This window comes from Salinisphaera sp. RV14, assembly GCF_052044135.1.
Classification (GTDB): Bacteria; Pseudomonadota; Gammaproteobacteria; order Nevskiales; family Salinisphaeraceae; genus Salinisphaera.
In genome coordinates this window covers 52439-71629 of sequence record NZ_JBQDYF010000005.1, presented here as the reverse complement: position 1 = coordinate 71629, position 19191 = coordinate 52439, and the positions used below count along the sequence as shown (strand labels likewise).

The window sequence follows — 19191 nt, the reverse complement described above, 5'->3', positions numbered from 1 at the left end:
GGTCAGCTGCGCTCGACCTTTTCCACCTGCGGGATACGGCGAATGCGCCGTATGACGCTGGCCAGATGCTGGCGGTCGCGAACGCCGATCAGGAATCGAATCGTCACCAGCGCACCGCCGCGCTCGGGGAAATTGACGTTCTCGATACTGCATTCCCCGTCGGCAATACGCGATGAAATGTTGGCCAGCAATCCGCGCTCGTTGGACGCGGTCACCCGCAGTTCCACGTCGTAGTCGCCGGACACGTTGTCGGCCCAGGTCAGCTCCACGCGATCATTGGACGCGCCCTTGCGCGACGAATAGGCGCAACCGGTGCGGTGCACCACCAGTCCGCGGCCGACGCTCGCCTGGCCGTGGATCGCGTCACCCGGCACCGGATGACAGCACTTGGCGAACTCCACAACCAGGCCCTCGGTGCCCTGCACCGCCAACGGCTTGGCGCGCTTGCCGGCCGCCACCGGGGCATCGCTGGCCAGGAAATGCCGGGCCACCAGCGGCGCCAGCCGCCGGCCGAGCCCTATGGCCGCATACAGCGCCGGCAGACTGGCTTCGCCCATCTCGGCCAGGCCGCGATCGATATCGCTGCGCGACAGCCGCCGCAGCGACAGGCCGAGATCGGATAGCGATTTTTCCAGCAGACGCTCGCCGAGTTCGCGCGCCTTGTCCTCGCGCTGGTTCTTCAGATAGCTGCGCACCCCCGAGCGTGCCTTGCCGGTGCGCAGGAAATGCAGCCAGGCCGCGTTCGGCCGCGCATGCTTGGCGGTGATGATCTCGACCGTCTGGCCCGACTTCAGCTTGTTGTTCAACGGCGCCAGGTGACCATCGACACGGGCCGCCACACAGCGGTTGCCGAGCTCGGTATGCACCGCATAGGCGAAGTCGACGCAGGTCGAGCCCTTGGCCAGCTGGATGATCTGGCCCTTGGGCGTGAACACGTAGACCTCGTCGGGGAACAGGTCCAGGCGCAGGTTGTCGACGAAGGCCAGCGAGTCCCGCTCGCCCTCGGTCATCTCCGCGAGATGGCCGAGCCAGGCGCTGGTATCCAGATTGCCGAGCTTGCCGACCGATTCGCCCAGCTTGTATTGCCAGTGTGCCGCGATGCCCGATTCGGCGATCTGATCCATCTCGCGGGTTCGGATCTGAACCTCGAACTTGAGGCCGCCACGCGCCAGCACCGTGGTATGCAGCGATTGATAGCCGTTGAGCTTGGGGTTGGCGATGTAGTCGTTGAACTGCTCGGAAATCGGCCGATAACGATGATGCACGATGCCGAGCACGCGATAGCATTCATCGACCGTGTTCACGATCACGCGGACGCCGTACAGATCGAAGACATCGAGAAAACGTCGATGCTTCTCGCGCATCTTGCGATAGATGCTGTACAGATTCTTGCGCCGGCCCCGGACCGCGGCCGTCAGCCCCTCGGCGGCGACCGCACGCGAGAGGTTTTCCTCGATCTCGCGCAGCAGGCTGCGCCGATCGCCGGTAATCGAGCGCGAGGCCCGCAGCAGCACCTCGTAGCGCCGCGGATAGAGATTGGCAAAGCCCTTCTCCTCGAGCTCCTCGCGCATGCTGTTGATGCCCAGCCGGCGCGCGATCGGCGCATAGATATCGAGCGTCTCGCGCGCGATGAGGGCGCGTTTCTTCGGGCTCATGCCGCCGAGCGTGCGCATGTTGTGCAGGCGGTCGGCGAGCTTGACCAGGATCACGCGGATATCGTGCGTCATCGCCAGCATGAGCTTGCGGAAGCTCTCGGCGGTGGCCTGCTCGCGGCTGCGGAACTGGGCCTTGTCCAGCTTGGATACGCCGTCGACGAGCGCGGCCACTTCGGCACCGAAGCGCTGCGCGACCTCGTCGCGCGCGGCGTCGGTATCCTCGATCACGTCGTGCAGGATCGCCGCCATCAGGGTGGTGGCATCCAGGCGCATGTTGGCCAGAATGCGGGCGACCGCCAGCGGATGGTAGATGTAGGGTTCGCCGGTCTTGCGGAACTGGCCGCGATGCTGGCGCTCACCGTATTCGTAGGCCGATCGGACCTGGGCAATCTGCTCGGCGGGCAGATAGGTTTCCAGATGCTCGGCGAGCGCATCGATGCCGTACTCGCGCGATATGCGCGAGGTGCGGATCTTGCTCTGGATACGTGTCAGGCCATTCAGTTCCATGGCCTCAGATTACTTTGATTGCGCGGGGCTGGCGAGCCTTGCGGCGCAGGCCGCGAGCGGCCGGGCGCGCGCCGTGGCACGCCCGGCCCGCGCTGTCGTCACTCGTCGGCGCCGGCCTTCTTCGCGCCGCGTCTTTCATCGGCCTGGAAATCTTCCTCGCCGGGCTCGGCCGGGCGCGGCGCTTCCATACTCGACGACATGGGCGGCAGATCCGGTTCTTTCAGGATGTCGCGGCTGATCAGGCCTTCCGCGATCTCGCGCAGCGCGAGCACGGAGGGCTTGTCGTCCTCCCAGTCCAGCTGGGAGTGCGCGCCGCGCGCGAGCTGCCGAGCCCGCTTGGACGCGATGGTCGCCAGTTCGAACTTGTTGTCGACGTGTTCGAGACAATCTTCAACGGTAACGCGCGCCATGGGTACCTCGCATTTCTAGCGCAATCGGGCAGTATAACGATTCGAGTTGTTCGCAGCCAGCGCAATCAGGCGGTGCGCTCGAATATCCGGGTCAATTCGTCCAGCGCCCGCTCGAAGCGGTCGTTGACGATCTGATAGTCGTAATCGTCGGCGTGGGCGAGTTCGTCGTCGGCCTCGGCCAGTCGACGCTGGATCGCGGCCTCGTCCTCCGAGCCGCGGGCCCGCAGGCGCCGTTCCAGTTCTTGCCGCGACGGCGGCCGGATGAAGATGGTCACGGCCTGCGGCGCGCGCTCGCGAACCTGGGCCGCGCCCTGCCAGTCGATGTCCAGCACCACGTCCTGGCCGGCGTCGAGCCAGCGTTCGGTCTCGGCGGCCGACGTGCCGTAATAACGATCGAACACGCGTGCATACTCCAGGAATTCGCCGCGGGCGATCATGGCCTCGAACACCTGGCGCGTGACGAAGTGATAGTCCACGCCGTCGACCTCGCCGGCGCGCGCGGCGCGCGTGGTGTATGACACGGAGAAGCGAGCGATGCGCCCGCCCTCGCCGAGGCGCGCGATCACGGCACGCGTCAGGCTGGTCTTGCCGCCACCGGACGGCGCGGAGATGACATACAGCCGGCCGGCCCGGTTATCGGTGTGATTTGCCACGGTCATTCGATGTTCTGCACCTGTTCGCGCATCTGCTCGATGAGCACCTTCATTTCCACCGCGTGCCCGGTGACCTCGGCATCGACCGACTTCGAGCCGAGCGTGTTGGCCTCGCGATTGAACTCCTGCATCAGGAAATCCAGCCGGCGCCCGATCGGTTCGTCGCGCGTCAGGGCATGCTTGAGCGCCTCGATGTGCGCGCCCAGCCGATCCAGTTCCTCGGCCACGTCCATGCGCTGGGCCGCCATGACCAGCTCGGTTTCGACCCGAGCCGGATCGGCCTCGATGTCCATCTCGGCGAGCCGGGCACGCAGCTTGTCGGCCTGCTCGGCCCGCACATCGGGCACACGACGGCGCACCGCCTGGGCGTGTTGCCCGATCGCGTCGGCCCGGGTCACCAGCATATCCGCCAGACGCGCCCCTTCGGCCGCGCGCATGTCGCGCAGATCGGCGAGCGCCGTGTTCAGCGATTCCAGCGCCGCGGCCTGCAGCGTTTCGGTGTCCGGCTCGATCTCTTTCTGGACGCCGGAAAACGTCAGCAGCTGCAGTGCGTCCGGCGCCCGGCAATCGATCACGCTCGAGCGCACGGTATCGACCGCGGCGGACACCGCGGCCAGACGCTCGCTATCGATCTCGATCGACTGGTCCGGGCGGGCGGTCGCCAACCGGGCAGTCACCTCCACCTTGCCGCGGCCGACATACTGGCCCACTTGCTCGCGGATGGCGGGCTCAAGTGCGCGCAAGGGCTCGGGCAGGCGGGCGGATACATCGAGATAGCGGTGATTGACGCTGCGCAGCTCCCAGACGAGTTCGCCCCACTCGCCCTGGGCCTCGCGGCGTGCGAATCCGGTCATGCTGCGGGTCATACGCGTGCCTTGATCGATTGCTTGTGGTCGCCGAATGGCGCGCAGTATCGCATAGCCGGCACCCGCCCCGGGCGCGACCGGTGCGCGTTGCCGGCCGGCGCGACAGGCGCGGGCGCTGATACACTAGCGGGCTATTCCACCCAAACCCTCACGAGGCGAACTTGATCAACCGACCCAGCGGCCGCGCCGCCGACCAGCTCCGTGACGTGACCATCCAGCGCCATTTCACCAAGCACGCGGCCGGTTCGGTACTGGTGTCGTTCGGCGACACCCGCGTGATCTGCACCGCCAGCGTCGAAGAGCGCATACCGCCGTGGCTGCGCGGCACCGACTCGGGCTGGCTGACGGCCGAATACGGCATGCTGCCGGGCGCGACCGGCAGTCGCAACGGGCGCGAGGCCGCACGCGGCAAACAAGGCGGGCGCACGATCGAGATCCAGCGCCTGATCGGACGCAGCCTGCGTGCGGTGATGGACCTGAAAGCGCTCGGCCAGCGTTCGGTGACGATCGACTGCGACGTGATCCAGGCCGACGGCGGCACCCGTACGGCCTCGATCACCGGCGGCTATGTCGCCCTGGTGGATGCAATGAACCGACTGGTGGCCGACGGCAAGCTGAAATCCAGCCCCCTGCACGGCCAGCTGGCGGCGGTGTCGGTCGGCATCTATGCCGGCGCGCCGGTGCTCGATCTCGACTACGCCGAAGACAGCCAGGCCGAGACCGACATGAATGTGGTGATGAACGAGGCCGGCGGTTTCATCGAGCTGCAGGGCACGGCCGAGGGCCATGCCTTCGCCCGCGGCGAGCTCGACGCGCTGATCGGCCACGCCCAGAAAGGTATCGGCGAATTGATCGAAATCCAGAGCGCCGCGCTGGCCGAGGGCTGAGCATGACCGAACGCTGGGTTCTCGCATCCGCCAACCCCGGCAAGCTCAGCGAGCTGGCCGCGCTGCTGGCGGAACTCGACATCGAAGTCGTATCCCAGGCGGCATTCGACGTCCCGGATGCCGTCGAGGACGGCGTCGCCTTCGTCGACAATGCCCTGATCAAGGCGCGTCATGCCGCAGCGGCGACCGGCCTGCCGGCGATCGCCGACGACTCCGGCCTGGCGGTGGATTATCTGGGCGGCGCCCCGGGCATCCGCTCGGCACGCTTTGCCGGCATCCACGGCGACGACGCGGCCAACAACGCCGCGCTGCTCGAAGCACTGGCCGGCGTGCCGGACGCCGGGCGGGGCGCCGCCTTCCATTGCTGCCTGGTGGCGACCCGGGCGGCCGACGATCCGGTGCCGGTGATCGCCCAGGGCGTGTGGCGCGGCAAAATTCTGTCCGCCCCCCGCGGCGACGGCGGCTTCGGCTACGATCCGTTGTTCTGGGCGACCGAAGAAAATGCGAGCGCGGCGGAACTGACCGCCGATCGAAAGAACGCCGTCAGCCATCGCGGCCGCGCCATGGCGGCCCTTATCGACCGGTTTCGTGAACGTCGCTGAAACCGCATCGCAGACCCCACGGGCTCGCGGCGATGCCGCGGCCACCCCGCTGGCGGTGTACGTACATCTGCCGTGGTGCGTGGCCAAATGCCCGTACTGCGACTTCAATTCGCATCGGGCGCCCGCGGAGTTGCCGGAATCGGCCTATATCGATGCATTGCTCGCGGACTGGCGGCTCGCCGCCGCCGACGAGACCCGCCCGATCACCAGCGTATTCATCGGCGGCGGCACGCCCAGCCTGTTCTCCGGAGCCGCGATCGGGCGGGTGCTCGACGCCCTGGACCGGCGCCTGGGGCTGGCCGCGGATTGCGAGATCACGCTCGAGGCCAACCCCGGCACCACGGAGCGCAGCCGCTTCGTGGATATGGCCGCGGCCGGCGTGAACCGCATCTCGCTGGGTGTGCAGAGTCTGGATGCCGATTGCCTGGCCGCGCTCGGACGCATCCACGGCCCCGGCGAGGCGCTGGCCGCCATCGCCGATGTCCAGGCCGCCGGCATCGAGCGGCTCAACTGCGATCTCATGTTCGGCCTGCCGGGCCAGACCCCGGCCTCCGGCCTGGCCGACATCGACACGCTGCTGGCCCGGGATCCGGGCCATATTTCCTATTATCAGCTGACGCTGGAACCCGGCACACCGTTTCACCGGCGGCCGCCCCCACGCCCCGACGACGACCGGGTCGCGGACCTGTTCGAAGCCGCCGCCGAACGCCTGCGCGGCGCCGGTTATACCCAGTACGAGGTTTCCGCCTGGGGCGGCGACCACCGTTGTCGGCACAACGACAACTACTGGCGCTTCGGCGACTATCTGGCGATCGGCGCCGGCGCCCACGGCAAGCAGACGCTGGGCGACGGCACGATCGTACGTACCGCGCGCCAGCGCTGGCCGGCCGGCTACATGAAGTCCGCCGGCTCCCCCGCCGCGATCACCGAGACCCGCCATCTGACGCCCGAGGATGCCCGCTTCGAAGCATTGCTCAACGGCCTGCGTCGACGCCACGGCCTCATCCGCCCGGAATACGAAGCACGTACCGGCCTGGCATGGGCACAACTGCTGACGACGCTGGCCGAGCCGATCAACCGGCGGTTGCTCGTGGCCGATGCCGAAACGCTGCGCGCCAGCGATCACGGCTGGTATTTTCTCGACACCATTCTTGCCGAGCTGCTTTGATGATCGACGAACCCAGCTTAGTGTGTCCGTACTGCGGCGAAACCATCACCATCGTGGTGGACACCACCGCCGGCAATCAGCGCTACGTCGAGGATTGTTTCGTCTGCTGCCAGCCGATCGTGCTTACAATCGCGATCGACAACGCGGGCATACTGGATCATGTCGACGCCGAGCCGGAAAACGTATAGTTTCGGCACCCAGGCATGAGACGAGGGCTGGCGGCTGGCTGCAACGCGGACCGCCGTCTATACTCGACCGTCATTCGCTGTGCGCACGCGCGGTCCCGCGCGTGCAATGCCGCAGAACAACCAATTGGGCTACATGGCCGAATATTCACGTAAACAGGAAGCTCTGGATTACCACGCCCGCCCCAAACCGGGGAAGCTGGGTATATCGGTAACCAAACCGTTCACGACCTACGGCGAACTCTCGCTGGCTTATACGCCGGGCGTGGCGGAGCCGGTCAAGGCGATTCGCGACAACCCGGAAGACGCCTACCGCTATACCTCCAAGGGTAATCTGGTCGCGGTGATTTCCAACGGCACTGCGGTACTGGGCCTGGGCAATACGGGCGCACTGGCCAGCAAGCCGGTGATGGAAGGCAAGGCCGTCCTGTTCAAGAAATTCGCCGATGTCGATGTATTCGACATCGAGGTCGACGCCGATACCGCCGAGGCCATGATCGAGACGGTCACGCGTATCGCGCCGACCTTCGGCGGCATCAACCTGGAAGACATTGCCGCCCCTGAATGTTTCGAGATCGAGAACGCGCTGATCGAGCGCCTGGATATTCCGGTGTTCCATGATGACCAGCACGGCACCGCGATCATCGTCGCCGCCGGCCTGATCAACGCGCTGGAACTGCAGGACAAGAAGCTCGCCGACGCCAGGATCGTGTGCATGGGCGCGGGCGCGGCGGCCATTGCCTCGATGAATCTGCTGATCGAGATGGGCGTGACCCAAGAGCACATCTACATGTGCGACAGCAAGGGCGTGATCCACGACGGCCGCGATGATCTGTCGAAATACAAGGCCAAATTCGCCACCCGGACCGACAAGCGCACGGTCGATGACGTCATGGCGATCGCCGACGTGTTCATCGGCGTGTCCGGGCCGGACACGGTATCCAGGGCGCAGATCGCGTCCATGCCGCCCCGACCGGTCGTGTTCGCGCTGTCCAATCCGAACCCCGAGATCTTGCCGGAAGATGCCAAGTCCGTGCGCGACGACCTGATCATGGCCACCGGCCGCTCGGATTATCCGAACCAGATCAATAACGTGCTGGGCTTTCCCTATATCTTCCGCGGCGCATTGGACGTGCGCGCGCGACGCATCAACATGCAGATGTGCGTCGCCGCCGCGCGCGCCATGGGCGAACTCGCCCGCCGCCCGGTGCCCAATACGGTGCTGGAAGCGCACAGCCAGGACAGCATGTCGTTCGGGCCGGACTATATCGTCCCCAGCCCGTTCGACCCGCGCCTGATCGATTTCGTACCGCCGGCGGTTGCCGCCGCCGCGGTGGAAACCGGCGTGGCACGCATTGAATACCCTTCGCATTACCCGCAGCCCGCGATCGATGTATCCGATCGGTAGGGAGCCCTGCGGCAACTTTCGGGAGACTCACCATGGCCCACACGTACAAATTGATTAACGGCGACGAGAGCCAGACCACTGAGTTGCCCCTGGTCGAAGGGACCCGGGGCACGCCGGCCGTCGATGTGCGCGCACTCAACCAGAAACAGGGCGTATTCACCTACGACCCGGCGTTCACCGCCACGTGTTCCTGCGATTCCGACATCACCTTCATCGACGGCGAGAACGGCAAGCTCATGTACCGCGGCTACTCGGTAGAGGATCTGGCCGAAAAGTCGAGCTATCTGGAAGTCTGCTATCTGCTGCTCAACGGCGAGCTGCCGACCGCGGATCAAATGGCGGCGTTCCGCGACTCCATCACCCATCACACGATGCTCAACGAGTCGCTGGTCAAGTTCTACGACGGCTTTCACTACGACGCCCATCCGATGGCCATACTCACCGGCATCACGGGTTCGCTGTCGGCGTTCTACCACGACACCACCGACATCCGCGATCCGGAGCACCGGGAGATCTTCGCGCATCGCATGATCGCCAAGATGCCGACCATCGCGGCCGCGGCCTACAAGCACTCCATCGGCCAACCCAAGATCGGCCCGAAGAATCATCTCGACTATGCCTCGAACCTGCTGCGCATGATGTTCGCCGTGCCGGCCGAGGAGTACGAAGTCGATCCGGTCGCCGCCAAGGCGCTGGACATCCTGTTCATCCTGCACGCCGATCACGAGCAGAATGCCTCGACCTCGACCGTACGCATGGCCGGCTCCACCGGGGCCAACCCCTATGCCGCCATCTCGACCGGCATCGCCGCACTCTGGGGCCCGGCCCACGGCGGCGCCAACGAGGCGGTGCTGAACATGCTCGCCGAGATCGGCGACGCCTCCCAGGTCTCCAGGTATCTCGACAAGGCCAAGGACAAGGACGACCCATTCAAGCTGATGGGCTTCGGCCACCGCGTGTACAAGAACTTCGACCCGCGCGCCAAGGTCATCCGCAGCTACTGCCATGAAGTGCTCGAGCACTACAACATGCAGAACAACAAGCTGTTCGAGCTGGCGCTTGAGTTGGAGCGGGTGGCGCTGGAAGACGATTACTTCGTCGAGCGCAAGCTGTATCCGAACGTGGATTTCTACTCCGGCATCATCTATCAGGCGCTGGGCATTCCGATCAATATGTTCACGCCGATGTTCGCCATCGCGCGCACGGTCGGCTGGGCCGCGCACTGGTCCGAGATGATGGCCGATCCGAACATGCGCATCGCACGTCCGCGTCAGGTCTATACCGGCTACGACCTGCGTGACTACGTCGATATCGACAACCGCTGATCCGCGCCACCGCGAGCGCATCGTCAGCGGCGCCCACGGCCGCCGCTGACGTGAGCGAGACACCGGGCTCGCCGACCACGGCGCGGCGACTGGCGTTGTGCAGTGAATGCGACTGGGTGGTTCGACTGCCGGCGCGCCGGCCCGGGCAGCGTGCCCACTGCCCACGCTGCCATCATCACCTGACCGGTACCGCGCGGCGCGATGCCCAGGCGCCGATGGCCTGCGCCATCGGCGCGCTTATCATGCTCGGCCTGGTGTTCGCGTTTCCGTTCCTCGCGTTTTCCACCCACGGCGTGGGCCACGTCATGAGCTTCGCCGATACGGCCGGGGCGTTGATCGGCGACCATTACGGCGTGCTCGCGCTTGTGTTGCTGGCAACCACGGTGGCGTTCCCCGGCCTGTATCTCGCCGCCCTGGTCTATCTCTGCCTTGGCGCCGGCCATCAACGACTGCCGGGCGCGATACCGCTGGCCCGCCTGTTGCGACCGATCGAGCCCTGGATGATGTCCGACGTATTCATCGTCGGCGTGCTGGTCAGCCTGGTCAAGATCGTATCCCTGGCCGATATCCATATCCGGGCGTCGTTCATCGCCTTTTGCATCTATTCGCTGCTGTTGCTGCGCACGGTGACACTCATTGACTGGACCGCACTCTGGGATGCGATCGCGCCAGCCCCCGAACCAGGCATGACGGCGCATGCCGGCGCCAGCGGCCGGAGCCAGTCGCTGATCGCCTGCGGCGCCTGCGGCACGCCGTTCGTGGCTCACCGGCGCCACCGCTGCCCGCGCTGCGGCAAGCGTCATCATGTGTTCCGGGTCGATCGCATCCAGCTCACCTGGGCGCTGCTGGTTACCGCCGCGCTGCTGTATATCCCGGCCAATATCTATCCGGTGCTGTCCACGGTGACCCTCGGCAATGCCCAGCCGCAGACGATCGCGGCCGGCGTCCTGCACCTGGCCGAATCCGGCGACTGGCCGATCGCGGCGGTGATCTTCGTGGCCAGCATCGTGGTGCCGGTCTCCAAGATCGTGGCCCTGGCCTGGCTCTGCATCGCCGCCCGGGGCCGGCCCGCCGCGTCGCTGGCGCGCACGCGCGCCTACCGCATCACGGAAAAAATCGGCCGCTGGTCGATGATTGACGTGTTCGTGGTCGCCGTGCTGGCGACCCTGGTTCAGGCCGGGGCGCTGATGTCGATCGAACCCGGGCCCGGCGCGATCGCCTTCGCTGGCGTGGTCATCCTCACCATGATCGCAGCACTCACCTTCGATACCCGTTTACTCTGGCCCGAGCGGGCCCCTGGCAATGCTTCATGAGCGATAACCCGCCCGACGATACCGCCGAAATCACCACGCCGCGCCGATGGCGTGTTTCCCCGGTCTGGCTGATCCCGCTCGCCGCGGCGCTGATCGGGGGCTGGCTGCTGTACGATAGCTGGGCCTCCCGCGGCCCGGTGATCACGCTGGATATGGATACGGCCGAGGGCATTGAGGCCGGGAGCACGCAGCTCAAGGTGCGCAGCGTGCAGGTTGGCCATGTCACGGGCGTGGCGCTGACCGACGACGGCCAGGGCGCGCAGGTCACCGTGCAGATGAATCCCGACACCGGCAAACTGCTCGGCGAGGGGGCGACATTCTGGGTGGTCAAGCCGCGCGTCGGCCCACAGGGGATTTCCGGCCTGAACACCATCCTGTCGGGCGCCTACCTGCAGCTACGCCCCGCCAAGCAACGCAGCGACAAGCGTCACTTCAACGTTCAGGACAGCCCGCCACCGATGCCCAGCAACAAGCCGGGGGTGACGGTGCAACTGATCAATTCCGGCGACAATACGTTGTCGGTGGGCGATCCAATCGTCTACCAGGGGCAGAATGTCGGCCGGATCGAGGACAGCCAATTCTCGGTCGCCAAGCGCCAGACCCGCTACACCGTGTTCATCAGCAAGCCCTATTCCCAGCTGATCACCCACGCCACACAGTTCTGGCTGCGCTCCGGCGTGGATCTGCATCTGGGTTCCGACGGCGTCGATGTCCAGCTGGGCTCGCTGCAGAGCGTGCTGGCCGGCGGCATTACCTTCGGCCAGCCGGCGGACGTGGACAGCGGCCAGTCCGCCAGCAATGGCGAACGCTTCAAACTCTACGCGACCCACAATGCCGCGACCCAGGATCGCTACAAACGCCAGCTCAGATATGTGGTACTGCTCGACGACTCGGTACGCGGGCTGAATGCCGGCGCGGCGGTCGAGTATCGCGGGCTGCGCGTGGGCACGGTGGAGAAGGTCCCCTTCTATCCGCCGGATTTCAAACCCTCGAGTTTTTCGGGTTTCAAGATTCCGGTACTGATCGCCATCGAGCCGCAACGCCCGAGCCTGGCCTGGGCCCACATGAGCGATAAGCAGTGGCACGAGCGCAATCGGCAGTTCTTTAAACACGGGCTCCGGGCAACGGTCAAATCCTCGAATCTGTTGACCGGCGCGATGTTCGTCGACCTAACCTTCGATCAACATGCCAAGGACTACGACCCGAAGAAGGTCGGCCCGTATCCGGTATTCCCCAGCGAGCCAAGCCAGATCACGAGCATCCAGCAGCAGCTGTCGAATCTCATGGACAAGCTCAACAAACTGGACATCGGCCCGATCGTCGACCAGGTCAAGCATGCCGCACGCACGACCAACGAGACACTGGAACAACTGCGTCAGGCCACTCACCGCATCAATGCGTTGCTGGCCGAGCCGGGCACGCAGAAGCTGCCGGGCCAGCTCAGCGATACATTGCAACAGTTGCAGCGCACACTCGACAACTTCCAGCAGGGCGCGCCGGCCTATCAGCAGCTCAACCAGACCATCGACCGCCTGAACCAGGTACTCGACAATGCCGCGCCGCTGGCACGCACGCTGCGTGACCATCCCAATTCGCTGATCTTCGGCCGTCCCGACGGCAAGGACCCGGTCCCGAGGGCCCACCCATGATGCTTTTCCGTGCCTCGCTACGGCGCCTCTTCACAGCCGCGACACTGGGCGTGTCGCTTGTCGCGCTCGCCGGCTGCGCAACGACGCAGCGTTCGCCGTCGCTGTTCGTACTGGACGCCGGCGCCAGCGCGCCGGACACCACGCCACAGCCCTGCGCACCGACCCTGATGATCGCGCCGGTCACGACCGCGTCTTATCTCGACCAGGGCGGCATCGTCTATCAGACCGGGCCGCACAAGGTCGTCATCGCCAACGACAACCGCTGGGCCTCGTCGCTTTCCGGGCAACTCACCGACGACCTCTACGCCACGCTGGAACAACGCCTTCCCGGCGTGAACGTCGTGCGCACCAGCAGCAACCAGCAGGGGCGTTATCAGCTGCAGACGCGCGTGGACCAGTTTCTCGGCCATTATGACGGCAAGGCGCACATCGCCGGACGCTGGACGCTGGTCGGGCCGAAAGGCCATACCCTCGACGGACACGCCTTCGAAAAAACCGTACCGCTATCCGGCGATGGCTATCCGGCGCTGGTCAACAGCCTGTCCCGCGGCTGGCAGGACATAGCACGCGGCATGGTGCCGGCACTGACGGATAAGCTCGCGTCGGCGCCACGACCCTGAGCCCGGCATGATGGCATGAGCCGGTGCCACGATACCGGCATAAACAAGGCTCTTCGCGTATTTGCGGGATCGAGGCGAGCCGGATGCTGGGCTCGATAGTTATTAACCCGGCACAAAAATAGATGATTTTTCGGGTTGATAGCGCGCGTATGCGACCGCATGCTCGCCGCGGCCATCGGCCGCGAAGCCTTTGAAAATAAAAGACGGACAGGCGCCGGCTTTTATTTTTGAAGGCGTTGAAAACAGCTGATGAAGTCAGCTGTTTTGATGCCGGATTAATAGATGGGCCGCGATGCAACGGTTTACGGAATACGCCAGGCTCTCATGCACCGTGTCGGTATTTCCGTCCCGTTGTGCGGCGACGGCGAGGCGTGGTGCCGGGTGCTTTTCTCTTGGTTACTTGTGTTGAGCAAGCAAGAGAAGTGACTCGCGCTGCAGCGCGAAACCGGAGGTCGGCGAAGACGCCCGCGGCGGGGCTTTCCGAGCGCCTGTTCGGCGTTGCCAGCCAGTGCACTGCTGACTCATATCCACACCCGCTGGAACGCTCGGGACCCGCAGGGCACAATGGCCCTCCGTAATCCGCGAAGAACCAAAAAAAGCGGGCCGCAGCCCGCTTTTTTGACCCAGCCTGCGTCAGCGCTTCATCGAGTCGAAGAACTCGGCGTTGGTCTTGGTCTGCTTCATGCGATCGATGAGCAGCTCCATGGCCGCCAGGTCGTCCATGCCATGCAGGAGCTTGCGCAGCACCCACATGCGCTGCAACTCGTCCTGCGGGACCATCTTCTCTTCGCGGCGCGTGCCGGACCGATTGACGTGAATGGCCGGGTAGATCCGCTTCTCGGCGATACGCCGATCCAGATGGATCTCCATGTTGCCGGTGCCCTTGAACTCCTCGTAGATGACTTCGTCCATCTTGGAGCCGGTCTCGATCAGAGCGGTGGCCATGATGGTCAGGCTGCCGCCCTCTTCCACGTTACGCGCGGCACCGAAGAAGCGCTTGGGCTTCTGCAGCGCGTTGGCGTCCACACCACCCGTGAGCACCTTGCCGGACGACGGTGCCACCGTGTTGTAGGCCCGGGCCAGACGGGTGATGGAGTCGAGCAGGATCACGACATCCTTCTTGTGCTCGACCAGACGCTTGGCCTTCTCGATCACCATGTCGGCGACCTGGACATGGCGGGAGGCCGGCTCGTCGAAGGTCGACGACACCACTTCGCCGCGCACGCCGCGCTCCATCTCGGTCACTTCCTCGGGCCGCTCGTCGATCAGCAGCACGATGAGATGACAGTCCGGATGATTATGCGCGATCGACTGGGCGATGTTCTGCATCATCATCGTCTTGCCGGCCTTGGGCGGCGAGACGATCAGGCCGCGCTGGCCCTTGCCGAAGGGCGCGACCAGGTCGATGGTGCGCGCGGTGATGTCTTCGGTCGAACCGTTGCCGAGTTCCATGTGCAGCCGTTCGGTCGGGAACAGCGGCGTCAGGTTCTCGAACAGCACCTTGCCCTTGGATTTCTCGGGCGGGTCCTCGTTGATGTCATCGACCTTGAGCAGCGCGAAGTAGCGCTCCGATTCCTTCGGCGGCCGAATACGCCCTCGGATGTTGTCGCCCGTACGCAACGAAAAGCGCCGGATCTGGCTGGGCGAGACATAGATATCGTCCGGGCCGGCCATGTAGGACGACTCGTTCGAGCGCAGAAAGCCGAAGCCATCGGACAGGATCTCGAGTACGCCGTCGCCGTAGATGCGCTCACCGGACCTGGCATGCGCCTTGAGCATGGCGAAGATGAGGTCCTGCTTGCGCAGCCGCGAGATATTGTCCAGGTCCATGTCCTGGGCCATCTCCATCAACTCGGCGGCCGTCTTGCGCTTGAGTTCGGTCAGATTGAGAATCGGTCCATCCCCGGCGACACCGGCGTAGGCTTCGAATTCCGCCTCGTCGATGTCCTCGTTGGGTGGATTGTTCGGCCCCTTGTTACCGCCGGACCGACCGCGATTCCCGCTACTGCTCTTCTTGTTATTGTTATTATTATTGTTGTTACCAGAGCCGCCGCCATTGCTGTTCTTGCGGCGCCGGCCTCGACGGTTGTTGTTGCCGCCGCCGTTGCCGTTGCCGCCGGGACCACCATTGTTGTTATTCGAAGGGGTGGAATCCTTGGACTGGCGTTCTTCAACAGTTTCTTCGGACACGGTTATATACGCTCGTTCGGGATATGTCGTCGCCGGGTCGGGCAACGATTCAAGGATGGATGTTCGATGCGTGCCGCCAATCGCCCTCGGCGGCACGCGGGTCGAATCAGACTAGATATGCTGATCGACGAATTCGGCAAGCTGGCTCTTGGACACAGCGCCGACCTTGGTGCCGGCCACTTCGCCGTCCTTGAACAGCATCAGGGTCGGAATACCGCGAATGCCATAGCGCGGCGGGGTGTCGGGGTTTTCGTCGACGTTAAGCTTGGCGATCGTCAGCTTGCCTTCGTACTGATCGGCGAGCTCGTCGAGCACCGGGGCGATCTGCTTGCACGGACCGCACCACTCGGCCCAGTAATCGACCAGGACAGGGCCCTTGGCCGACAGCACGTCGTTTTCGAAGCTGTCGTCACTGACTTTGACGATATTTTCACTCATGGAGCGTCCTCACATCCGAGCAGGACAAATATGGAATCGGGTTGATCGGCTTTCGATCCGTCGAAGGAGCAAAGCCTCAAACACCTAACTAAGGGCGCGGGAAAAGTTTGCAAGCCTGCGAAGGAAGTCCTGCGACCCGGTCGTCACGGCCACAAACTGTTATAGTGCGGGTTGCACAAAACAAGCGCCGGAAAGCGAGTTGATGCAACTCGAGCATGCAACGGTTCGCTGCATGCATAATCTTCGCTTGTATTGGAGCTAATCTCAAGCATTTTTTCAACCCTTTTCCCGGGGCCTGTTCATGTTTCGTACGAGATCCGCGCCGCGGGCGCCGATCCTGCCCGGCGTGGCGCGGGCGGCCGAGCATGGTCGCACCGCGCGCGATGCCGGTCCCGCGGCGTTGTGGCACCGCTTGTTTGCAAGCGGACACGACGCCGCCGGACAACGCCGATACACCCGCAATGCATCGTTGCGCGGCGCCTGTGCGGGCCAACTACACTGTGTCCGCAGCATCAGGGCCTGCCGTTTCACCGACGTGGATGCGGGCGCGAACGGAACTTCCAACAGCCCTTAAACCGCCGACCCCGGCGCGACGAGAATTCAATGAGCGATACCGAAACAGTCGACGACGCCACCCCGCGCAAGCTGGTCACCGAGACCCGCCTCGACGCACTCGGCCTGCATGACAGCATTGTATCGGGTCTGAACACGCGCGGCTTTACCCATGCCACCCCGATCCAGGCCGAGACCCTGCCGCTGGCGCTCGCCGGCGTCGACATTGCCGGCCAGGCGCATACCGGCACCGGCAAGACCGCCGCTTTCCTGCTGGCGACCCTCGACCGGCTGATCCGGCAGGCGCCGGAACCCAGCGAGCAGGCCCCCTCCGGCGCGGCACAGCCCCGAGCCCTGATTCTGGCGCCGACGCGCGAGCTGGCCGACCAGATCTATCAGGATGCGTTGCCGCTGGCCGCCGACACAGGCCTCAAATGCGTGGTCTGTTATGGCGGAACGGGCTATGACACCCAGCGCGAGGCGATCGCGGCGGGCGTGGATATCCTGATCGGCACGCCGGGCCGTCTGATCGACTATTACAAGCAGAAGATCTACACGCTCAAGGCGATCGAAGTCGCCGTGCTGGACGAGGCCGATCGCATGTTCGACCTCGGCTTCATCGACGATATCCGCTACATGTTACGCAAGATGCCGCCCCCCGGGCGGCGCCAGAACCTGCTGTTCTCGGCCACCCTGTCGCATCGCGTCCTCGAGCTCGCCTACGAGCACATGAACGATCCGAAGCTGGTGCGCACCGATACCGAAACAGTCAATATCGGGGCCATCGAGCAGAAGCTCTATCACGTCTCCAAGGACGACAAGCTCGCACTGCTGATCGGCATCCTGCGGCGCATCGGCGACGGGCGGACGCTGATCTTCATCAATACCAAGCGCATGGCCGAGCGCATTCAGGACACGCTGATCGCCAATGGCTTCAACGCGGCGACCCTGTCCGGCGACGTGGCACAGAACAAGCGGCTGCGCCTGCTGGAGGAATTCAAGACCGGCCAGCTCCCGATCATGGTCGCCACCGACGTCGCGGCCCGCGGCCTGCACATCCCGGATGTGTCGCATGTGATCAACTTCGACCTGCCGCAGGACGCCCAGGACTACGTCCATCGCATCGGCCGTACGGCACGGGCCGGCAACACCGGGCAGGCCATCTCCTTCGCCTGCGAGGAGTACGTCTACTCGCTGCCCGATATCGAGGCCTACATCGAGCACAAGATCGATGCCGAGATGCCGACCGAGGACGCGTTCGTGCGCGATTACACCCGCGCGCCGCAGCGCAAGCGCAAGCCGCGCGGCGGCGGCAACAACCGGCGGCGCGGCGGTAACGGCAATCGGCGATCCCCGGGCGGCCGCTGATTGTCCGCATACAGCTTGTGCCCGATCGCAAGGCCGGTATGATGCGATGTTTTACTGCGAACGTAACTGCCTAGGCCATGGAGATCACCCGCGAACTGCTTGACGCCGTCTGTCGCATCGCCGTCGAGGCCGGCGCCAGGACGTTGCCGATCTACCGCAGCGATTTCGACGTCATCACCAAGGACGACGACAGCCCGCTGACCCAGGCCGATCTCGCCGCACACCGCGTGATCGCGGCCGAATTGTCGGCCCTGACGCCGGACACGCCCCAGCTGTCCGAGGAAGGCGCCGACATCGACTACGACACGCGCTCGGAATGGCGCGAGTACTGGCTGGTCGATCCGCTGGACGGCACCAAGGAGTTCGTCAATCGCAACGACCAGTTCACCATCAATATCGCGCTGATCCAGGACGGCCGGCCGGTATTGGGCGCGGTGTATGCGCCGGCCCTCGATACGCTGTGGTTCGGCGCGAACGGCCTCGGCGCGTTCCGGCGCGAGGGCGACGGCGCAATCCAGCCTATCCGGGTCAGCCCGGCCCGCATGGAGAAACCGCGCATCCTGGTGTCGCGCTCGCATCGCTCGGACGCCATCGAACGCCTGCTGGCCGACATGGACGACTACGAACCCGTGAGCATGGGCTCATCGCTGAAATTCTGCGTCATCGCGGAGGGCGCGGCCGATTTCTATCCGCGGCTCGGCCCCACCAGCGAATGGGATACCGCAGCCGGCCACGCCGTGCTCAAGGCCGCCGGCGGCCAGGTCACCGATGCCCGCGGCCGGCCATTGCGCTACAACGAAACCGACAGCCTGCTCAACGACTGGTTCATCGCCTACGGCGACGCGAGCCACAACTGGCTCGCCTACGTTCCCAAATAGGGCCGCGCGGTACGAAATCCGACCATCATCAGGTTTCGATTGACGGGTCCTGGGCGATCAGCAGGCTGCAGTCGAGCCGGTCGAGCAACGAGGCCCCGACCGAGCCCTGCCACCAGCGTGCGAGCACCCCGCGCCGCTGATGCCCCACGATCACCAGATCCACGGCGAGCTCACTCGCCAGTTTCGCGATCTGATGGGCAGGCTCGCCCACCCGCACATAACCCTGGGCGTCGATCCCCTTGGCCTTGAGCATCTCCACCCCCTCGGCCAGGATATTCTCCACCCGCTCACGCTCGGACTCGTACATGCTTTCGGTATAAAAGCCCTCGGCGGCGGCCACCGCGCCCGTCAACGGCACCACGGCCAGCAGATGTGTCCGGACCTCGCCCGCCCCGAGCAGCGGCAGCGACCGACGCAAGGCGATCCGTCCCTGTTCGCTGCCGTCATAGGCCAGAAGAATGGTATCGAAGTTCTGCATAAGGCCCCCCGGCGAACCATCAAGTCTGTAACTGTTTGA

At 64.9% G+C, this 19191-nt stretch carries 18 protein-coding genes; 11 read left to right on the top strand and 7 right to left on the bottom strand.

Translation table 11 applies throughout. The features are described from left to right. Positions 1 to 2 precede the first annotated feature (2 nt). The 4 genes from ACS8Y6_RS07105 to ACS8Y6_RS07090 form a co-directional block, all read right to left on the bottom strand. Positions 3 to 2162, bottom strand: a complete 2160-nt coding sequence (locus ACS8Y6_RS07105) for a RelA/SpoT family protein (protein WP_440850028.1) — start codon at positions 2160 to 2162, stop codon at positions 3 to 5. A 98-nt stretch (positions 2163 to 2260) separates the two neighbouring features. After that, entirely contained in the window at positions 2261 to 2572 is a 312-nt protein-coding gene (gene rpoZ / locus ACS8Y6_RS07100; protein ID WP_440850027.1) for a DNA-directed RNA polymerase subunit omega, read from the bottom strand. Between the two features lie 65 nt (positions 2573 to 2637). Continuing rightward, positions 2638 to 3225 (bottom strand): guanylate kinase, encoded by a 588-nt coding sequence (gene gmk / locus ACS8Y6_RS07095; protein ID WP_440855277.1) that lies wholly within the window; start codon positions 3223 to 3225, stop codon positions 2638 to 2640. Between the two features lie 2 nt (positions 3226 to 3227). Continuing rightward, the gene (locus ACS8Y6_RS07090; protein WP_440850025.1) at positions 3228 to 4091 is read right to left on the bottom strand and encodes a YicC/YloC family endoribonuclease; all 864 of its coding nucleotides are present in this window, start codon (positions 4089 to 4091) and stop codon (positions 3228 to 3230) included. A gap of 161 nt (positions 4092 to 4252) precedes the next feature. Between ACS8Y6_RS07090 and rph the strand changes: the two genes are divergently transcribed. From rph to ACS8Y6_RS07045, 9 genes are all read left to right on the top strand, one after another. Next, on the top strand, positions 4253 to 4978 hold the full coding sequence (rph, locus tag ACS8Y6_RS07085; RefSeq protein ID WP_109992344.1) for a ribonuclease PH: 726 nt from the start codon (positions 4253 to 4255) through the stop codon (positions 4976 to 4978). A gap of 2 nt (positions 4979 to 4980) precedes the next feature. Continuing rightward, positions 4981 to 5580, top strand: coding sequence for an RdgB/HAM1 family non-canonical purine NTP pyrophosphatase (gene rdgB, locus ACS8Y6_RS07080; protein ID WP_440850024.1), 600 nt, complete (start codon positions 4981 to 4983; stop codon positions 5578 to 5580). Beyond that, positions 5567 to 6748 (top strand): radical SAM family heme chaperone HemW, encoded by a 1182-nt coding sequence (gene hemW, locus ACS8Y6_RS07075; RefSeq protein WP_440850023.1) that lies wholly within the window; start codon positions 5567 to 5569, stop codon positions 6746 to 6748. Before rdgB ends, hemW begins: the two co-directional genes overlap by 14 nt. Next, positions 6748 to 6936: a CPXCG motif-containing cysteine-rich protein gene (locus ACS8Y6_RS07070; protein ID WP_440850022.1), complete on the top strand. Its 189-nt coding sequence runs from the start codon at positions 6748 to 6750 to the stop codon at positions 6934 to 6936. Before hemW ends, ACS8Y6_RS07070 begins: the two co-directional genes overlap by 1 nt. Before the next feature lie 133 nt (positions 6937 to 7069). Continuing rightward, positions 7070 to 8341, top strand: a complete 1272-nt coding sequence (locus ACS8Y6_RS07065) for a malic enzyme-like NAD(P)-binding protein (RefSeq protein WP_440855276.1) — start codon at positions 7070 to 7072, stop codon at positions 8339 to 8341. Positions 8342 to 8373: 32 nt separating this feature from the next. Then, entirely contained in the window at positions 8374 to 9666 is a 1293-nt protein-coding gene (locus ACS8Y6_RS07060) for a citrate synthase (protein ID WP_440850020.1), read from the top strand. Between the two features lie 50 nt (positions 9667 to 9716). Continuing rightward, positions 9717 to 10979, top strand: a complete 1263-nt coding sequence (locus ACS8Y6_RS07055) for a PqiA/YebS family transporter subunit (RefSeq protein ID WP_440850019.1) — start codon at positions 9717 to 9719, stop codon at positions 10977 to 10979. Next, positions 10976 to 12628: an intermembrane transport protein PqiB gene (gene pqiB / locus ACS8Y6_RS07050; RefSeq protein ID WP_440850018.1), complete on the top strand. Its 1653-nt coding sequence runs from the start codon at positions 10976 to 10978 to the stop codon at positions 12626 to 12628. The genes ACS8Y6_RS07055 and pqiB overlap by 4 nt, the downstream gene beginning before the upstream one ends. Beyond that, positions 12625 to 13248, top strand: coding sequence for a PqiC family protein (locus ACS8Y6_RS07045; protein ID WP_440855275.1), 624 nt, complete (start codon positions 12625 to 12627; stop codon positions 13246 to 13248). The genes pqiB and ACS8Y6_RS07045 overlap by 4 nt, the downstream gene beginning before the upstream one ends. A 633-nt stretch (positions 13249 to 13881) precedes the next feature. Here ACS8Y6_RS07045 and rho read toward each other — a convergent pair. Further along, positions 13882 to 15096, bottom strand: coding sequence for a transcription termination factor Rho (rho, locus tag ACS8Y6_RS07040; protein ID WP_440850040.1), 1215 nt, complete (start codon positions 15094 to 15096; stop codon positions 13882 to 13884). Between the two features lie 453 nt (positions 15097 to 15549). Continuing rightward, positions 15550 to 15876 carry a thioredoxin TrxA gene (gene trxA, locus ACS8Y6_RS07035; RefSeq protein ID WP_109992352.1) on the bottom strand — a complete coding sequence of 109 codons (327 nt, stop codon included), beginning with the start codon at positions 15874 to 15876 and terminating at the stop codon, positions 15550 to 15552. 603 nt (positions 15877 to 16479) lie between these two features. Here trxA and ACS8Y6_RS07030 point away from each other — a divergent pair. Further along, positions 16480 to 17796 carry a DEAD/DEAH box helicase gene (locus tag ACS8Y6_RS07030; protein ID WP_440850016.1) on the top strand — a complete coding sequence of 439 codons (1317 nt, stop codon included), beginning with the start codon at positions 16480 to 16482 and terminating at the stop codon, positions 17794 to 17796. Positions 17797 to 17873: 77 nt separating this feature from the next. Beyond that, the gene (gene cysQ / locus ACS8Y6_RS07025; protein WP_440850015.1) at positions 17874 to 18674 is read left to right on the top strand and encodes a 3'(2'),5'-bisphosphate nucleotidase CysQ; all 801 of its coding nucleotides are present in this window, start codon (positions 17874 to 17876) and stop codon (positions 18672 to 18674) included. Between the two features lie 28 nt (positions 18675 to 18702). On the opposite strand, the gene ACS8Y6_RS07020 is transcribed toward cysQ, so the two are convergent. Further along, complete coding sequence (locus ACS8Y6_RS07020) at positions 18703 to 19152, bottom strand: universal stress protein (RefSeq protein ID WP_440850014.1); 450 nt, start codon at positions 19150 to 19152, stop codon at positions 18703 to 18705. Positions 19153 to 19191: the final 39 nt, after the last annotated feature.

Coding starts and splice junctions, on each gene's coding strand:
- trxA (WP_109992352.1), bottom strand. CDS start 15,876: ATGAGTGAAAATATCGTCAAAGTCAGTGACGACAGCTTCGAAAACGAC.
- ACS8Y6_RS07020 (WP_440850014.1), bottom strand. CDS start 19,152: ATGCAGAACTTCGATACCATTCTTCTGGCCTATGACGGCAGCGAACAG.
- ACS8Y6_RS07030 (WP_440850016.1), top strand. CDS start 16,480: ATGAGCGATACCGAAACAGTCGACGACGCCACCCCGCGCAAGCTGGTC.
- ACS8Y6_RS07060 (WP_440850020.1), top strand. CDS start 8,374: ATGGCCCACACGTACAAATTGATTAACGGCGACGAGAGCCAGACCACT.
- rdgB (WP_440850024.1), top strand. CDS start 4,981: ATGACCGAACGCTGGGTTCTCGCATCCGCCAACCCCGGCAAGCTCAGC.
- cysQ (WP_440850015.1), top strand. CDS start 17,874: ATGGAGATCACCCGCGAACTGCTTGACGCCGTCTGTCGCATCGCCGTC.
- ACS8Y6_RS07105 (WP_440850028.1), bottom strand. CDS start 2,162: ATGGAACTGAATGGCCTGACACGTATCCAGAGCAAGATCCGCACCTCG.
- ACS8Y6_RS07090 (WP_440850025.1), bottom strand. CDS start 4,091: ATGACCCGCAGCATGACCGGATTCGCACGCCGCGAGGCCCAGGGCGAG.
- ACS8Y6_RS07045 (WP_440855275.1), top strand. CDS start 12,625: ATGATGCTTTTCCGTGCCTCGCTACGGCGCCTCTTCACAGCCGCGACA.
- ACS8Y6_RS07065 (WP_440855276.1), top strand. CDS start 7,070: ATGGCCGAATATTCACGTAAACAGGAAGCTCTGGATTACCACGCCCGC.
- ACS8Y6_RS07070 (WP_440850022.1), top strand. CDS start 6,748: ATGATCGACGAACCCAGCTTAGTGTGTCCGTACTGCGGCGAAACCATC.
- rpoZ (WP_440850027.1), bottom strand. CDS start 2,572: ATGGCGCGCGTTACCGTTGAAGATTGTCTCGAACACGTCGACAACAAG.
- pqiB (WP_440850018.1), top strand. CDS start 10,976: ATGAGCGATAACCCGCCCGACGATACCGCCGAAATCACCACGCCGCGC.
- rho (WP_440850040.1), bottom strand. CDS start 15,096: ATGGAGATGGCCCAGGACATGGACCTGGACAATATCTCGCGGCTGCGC.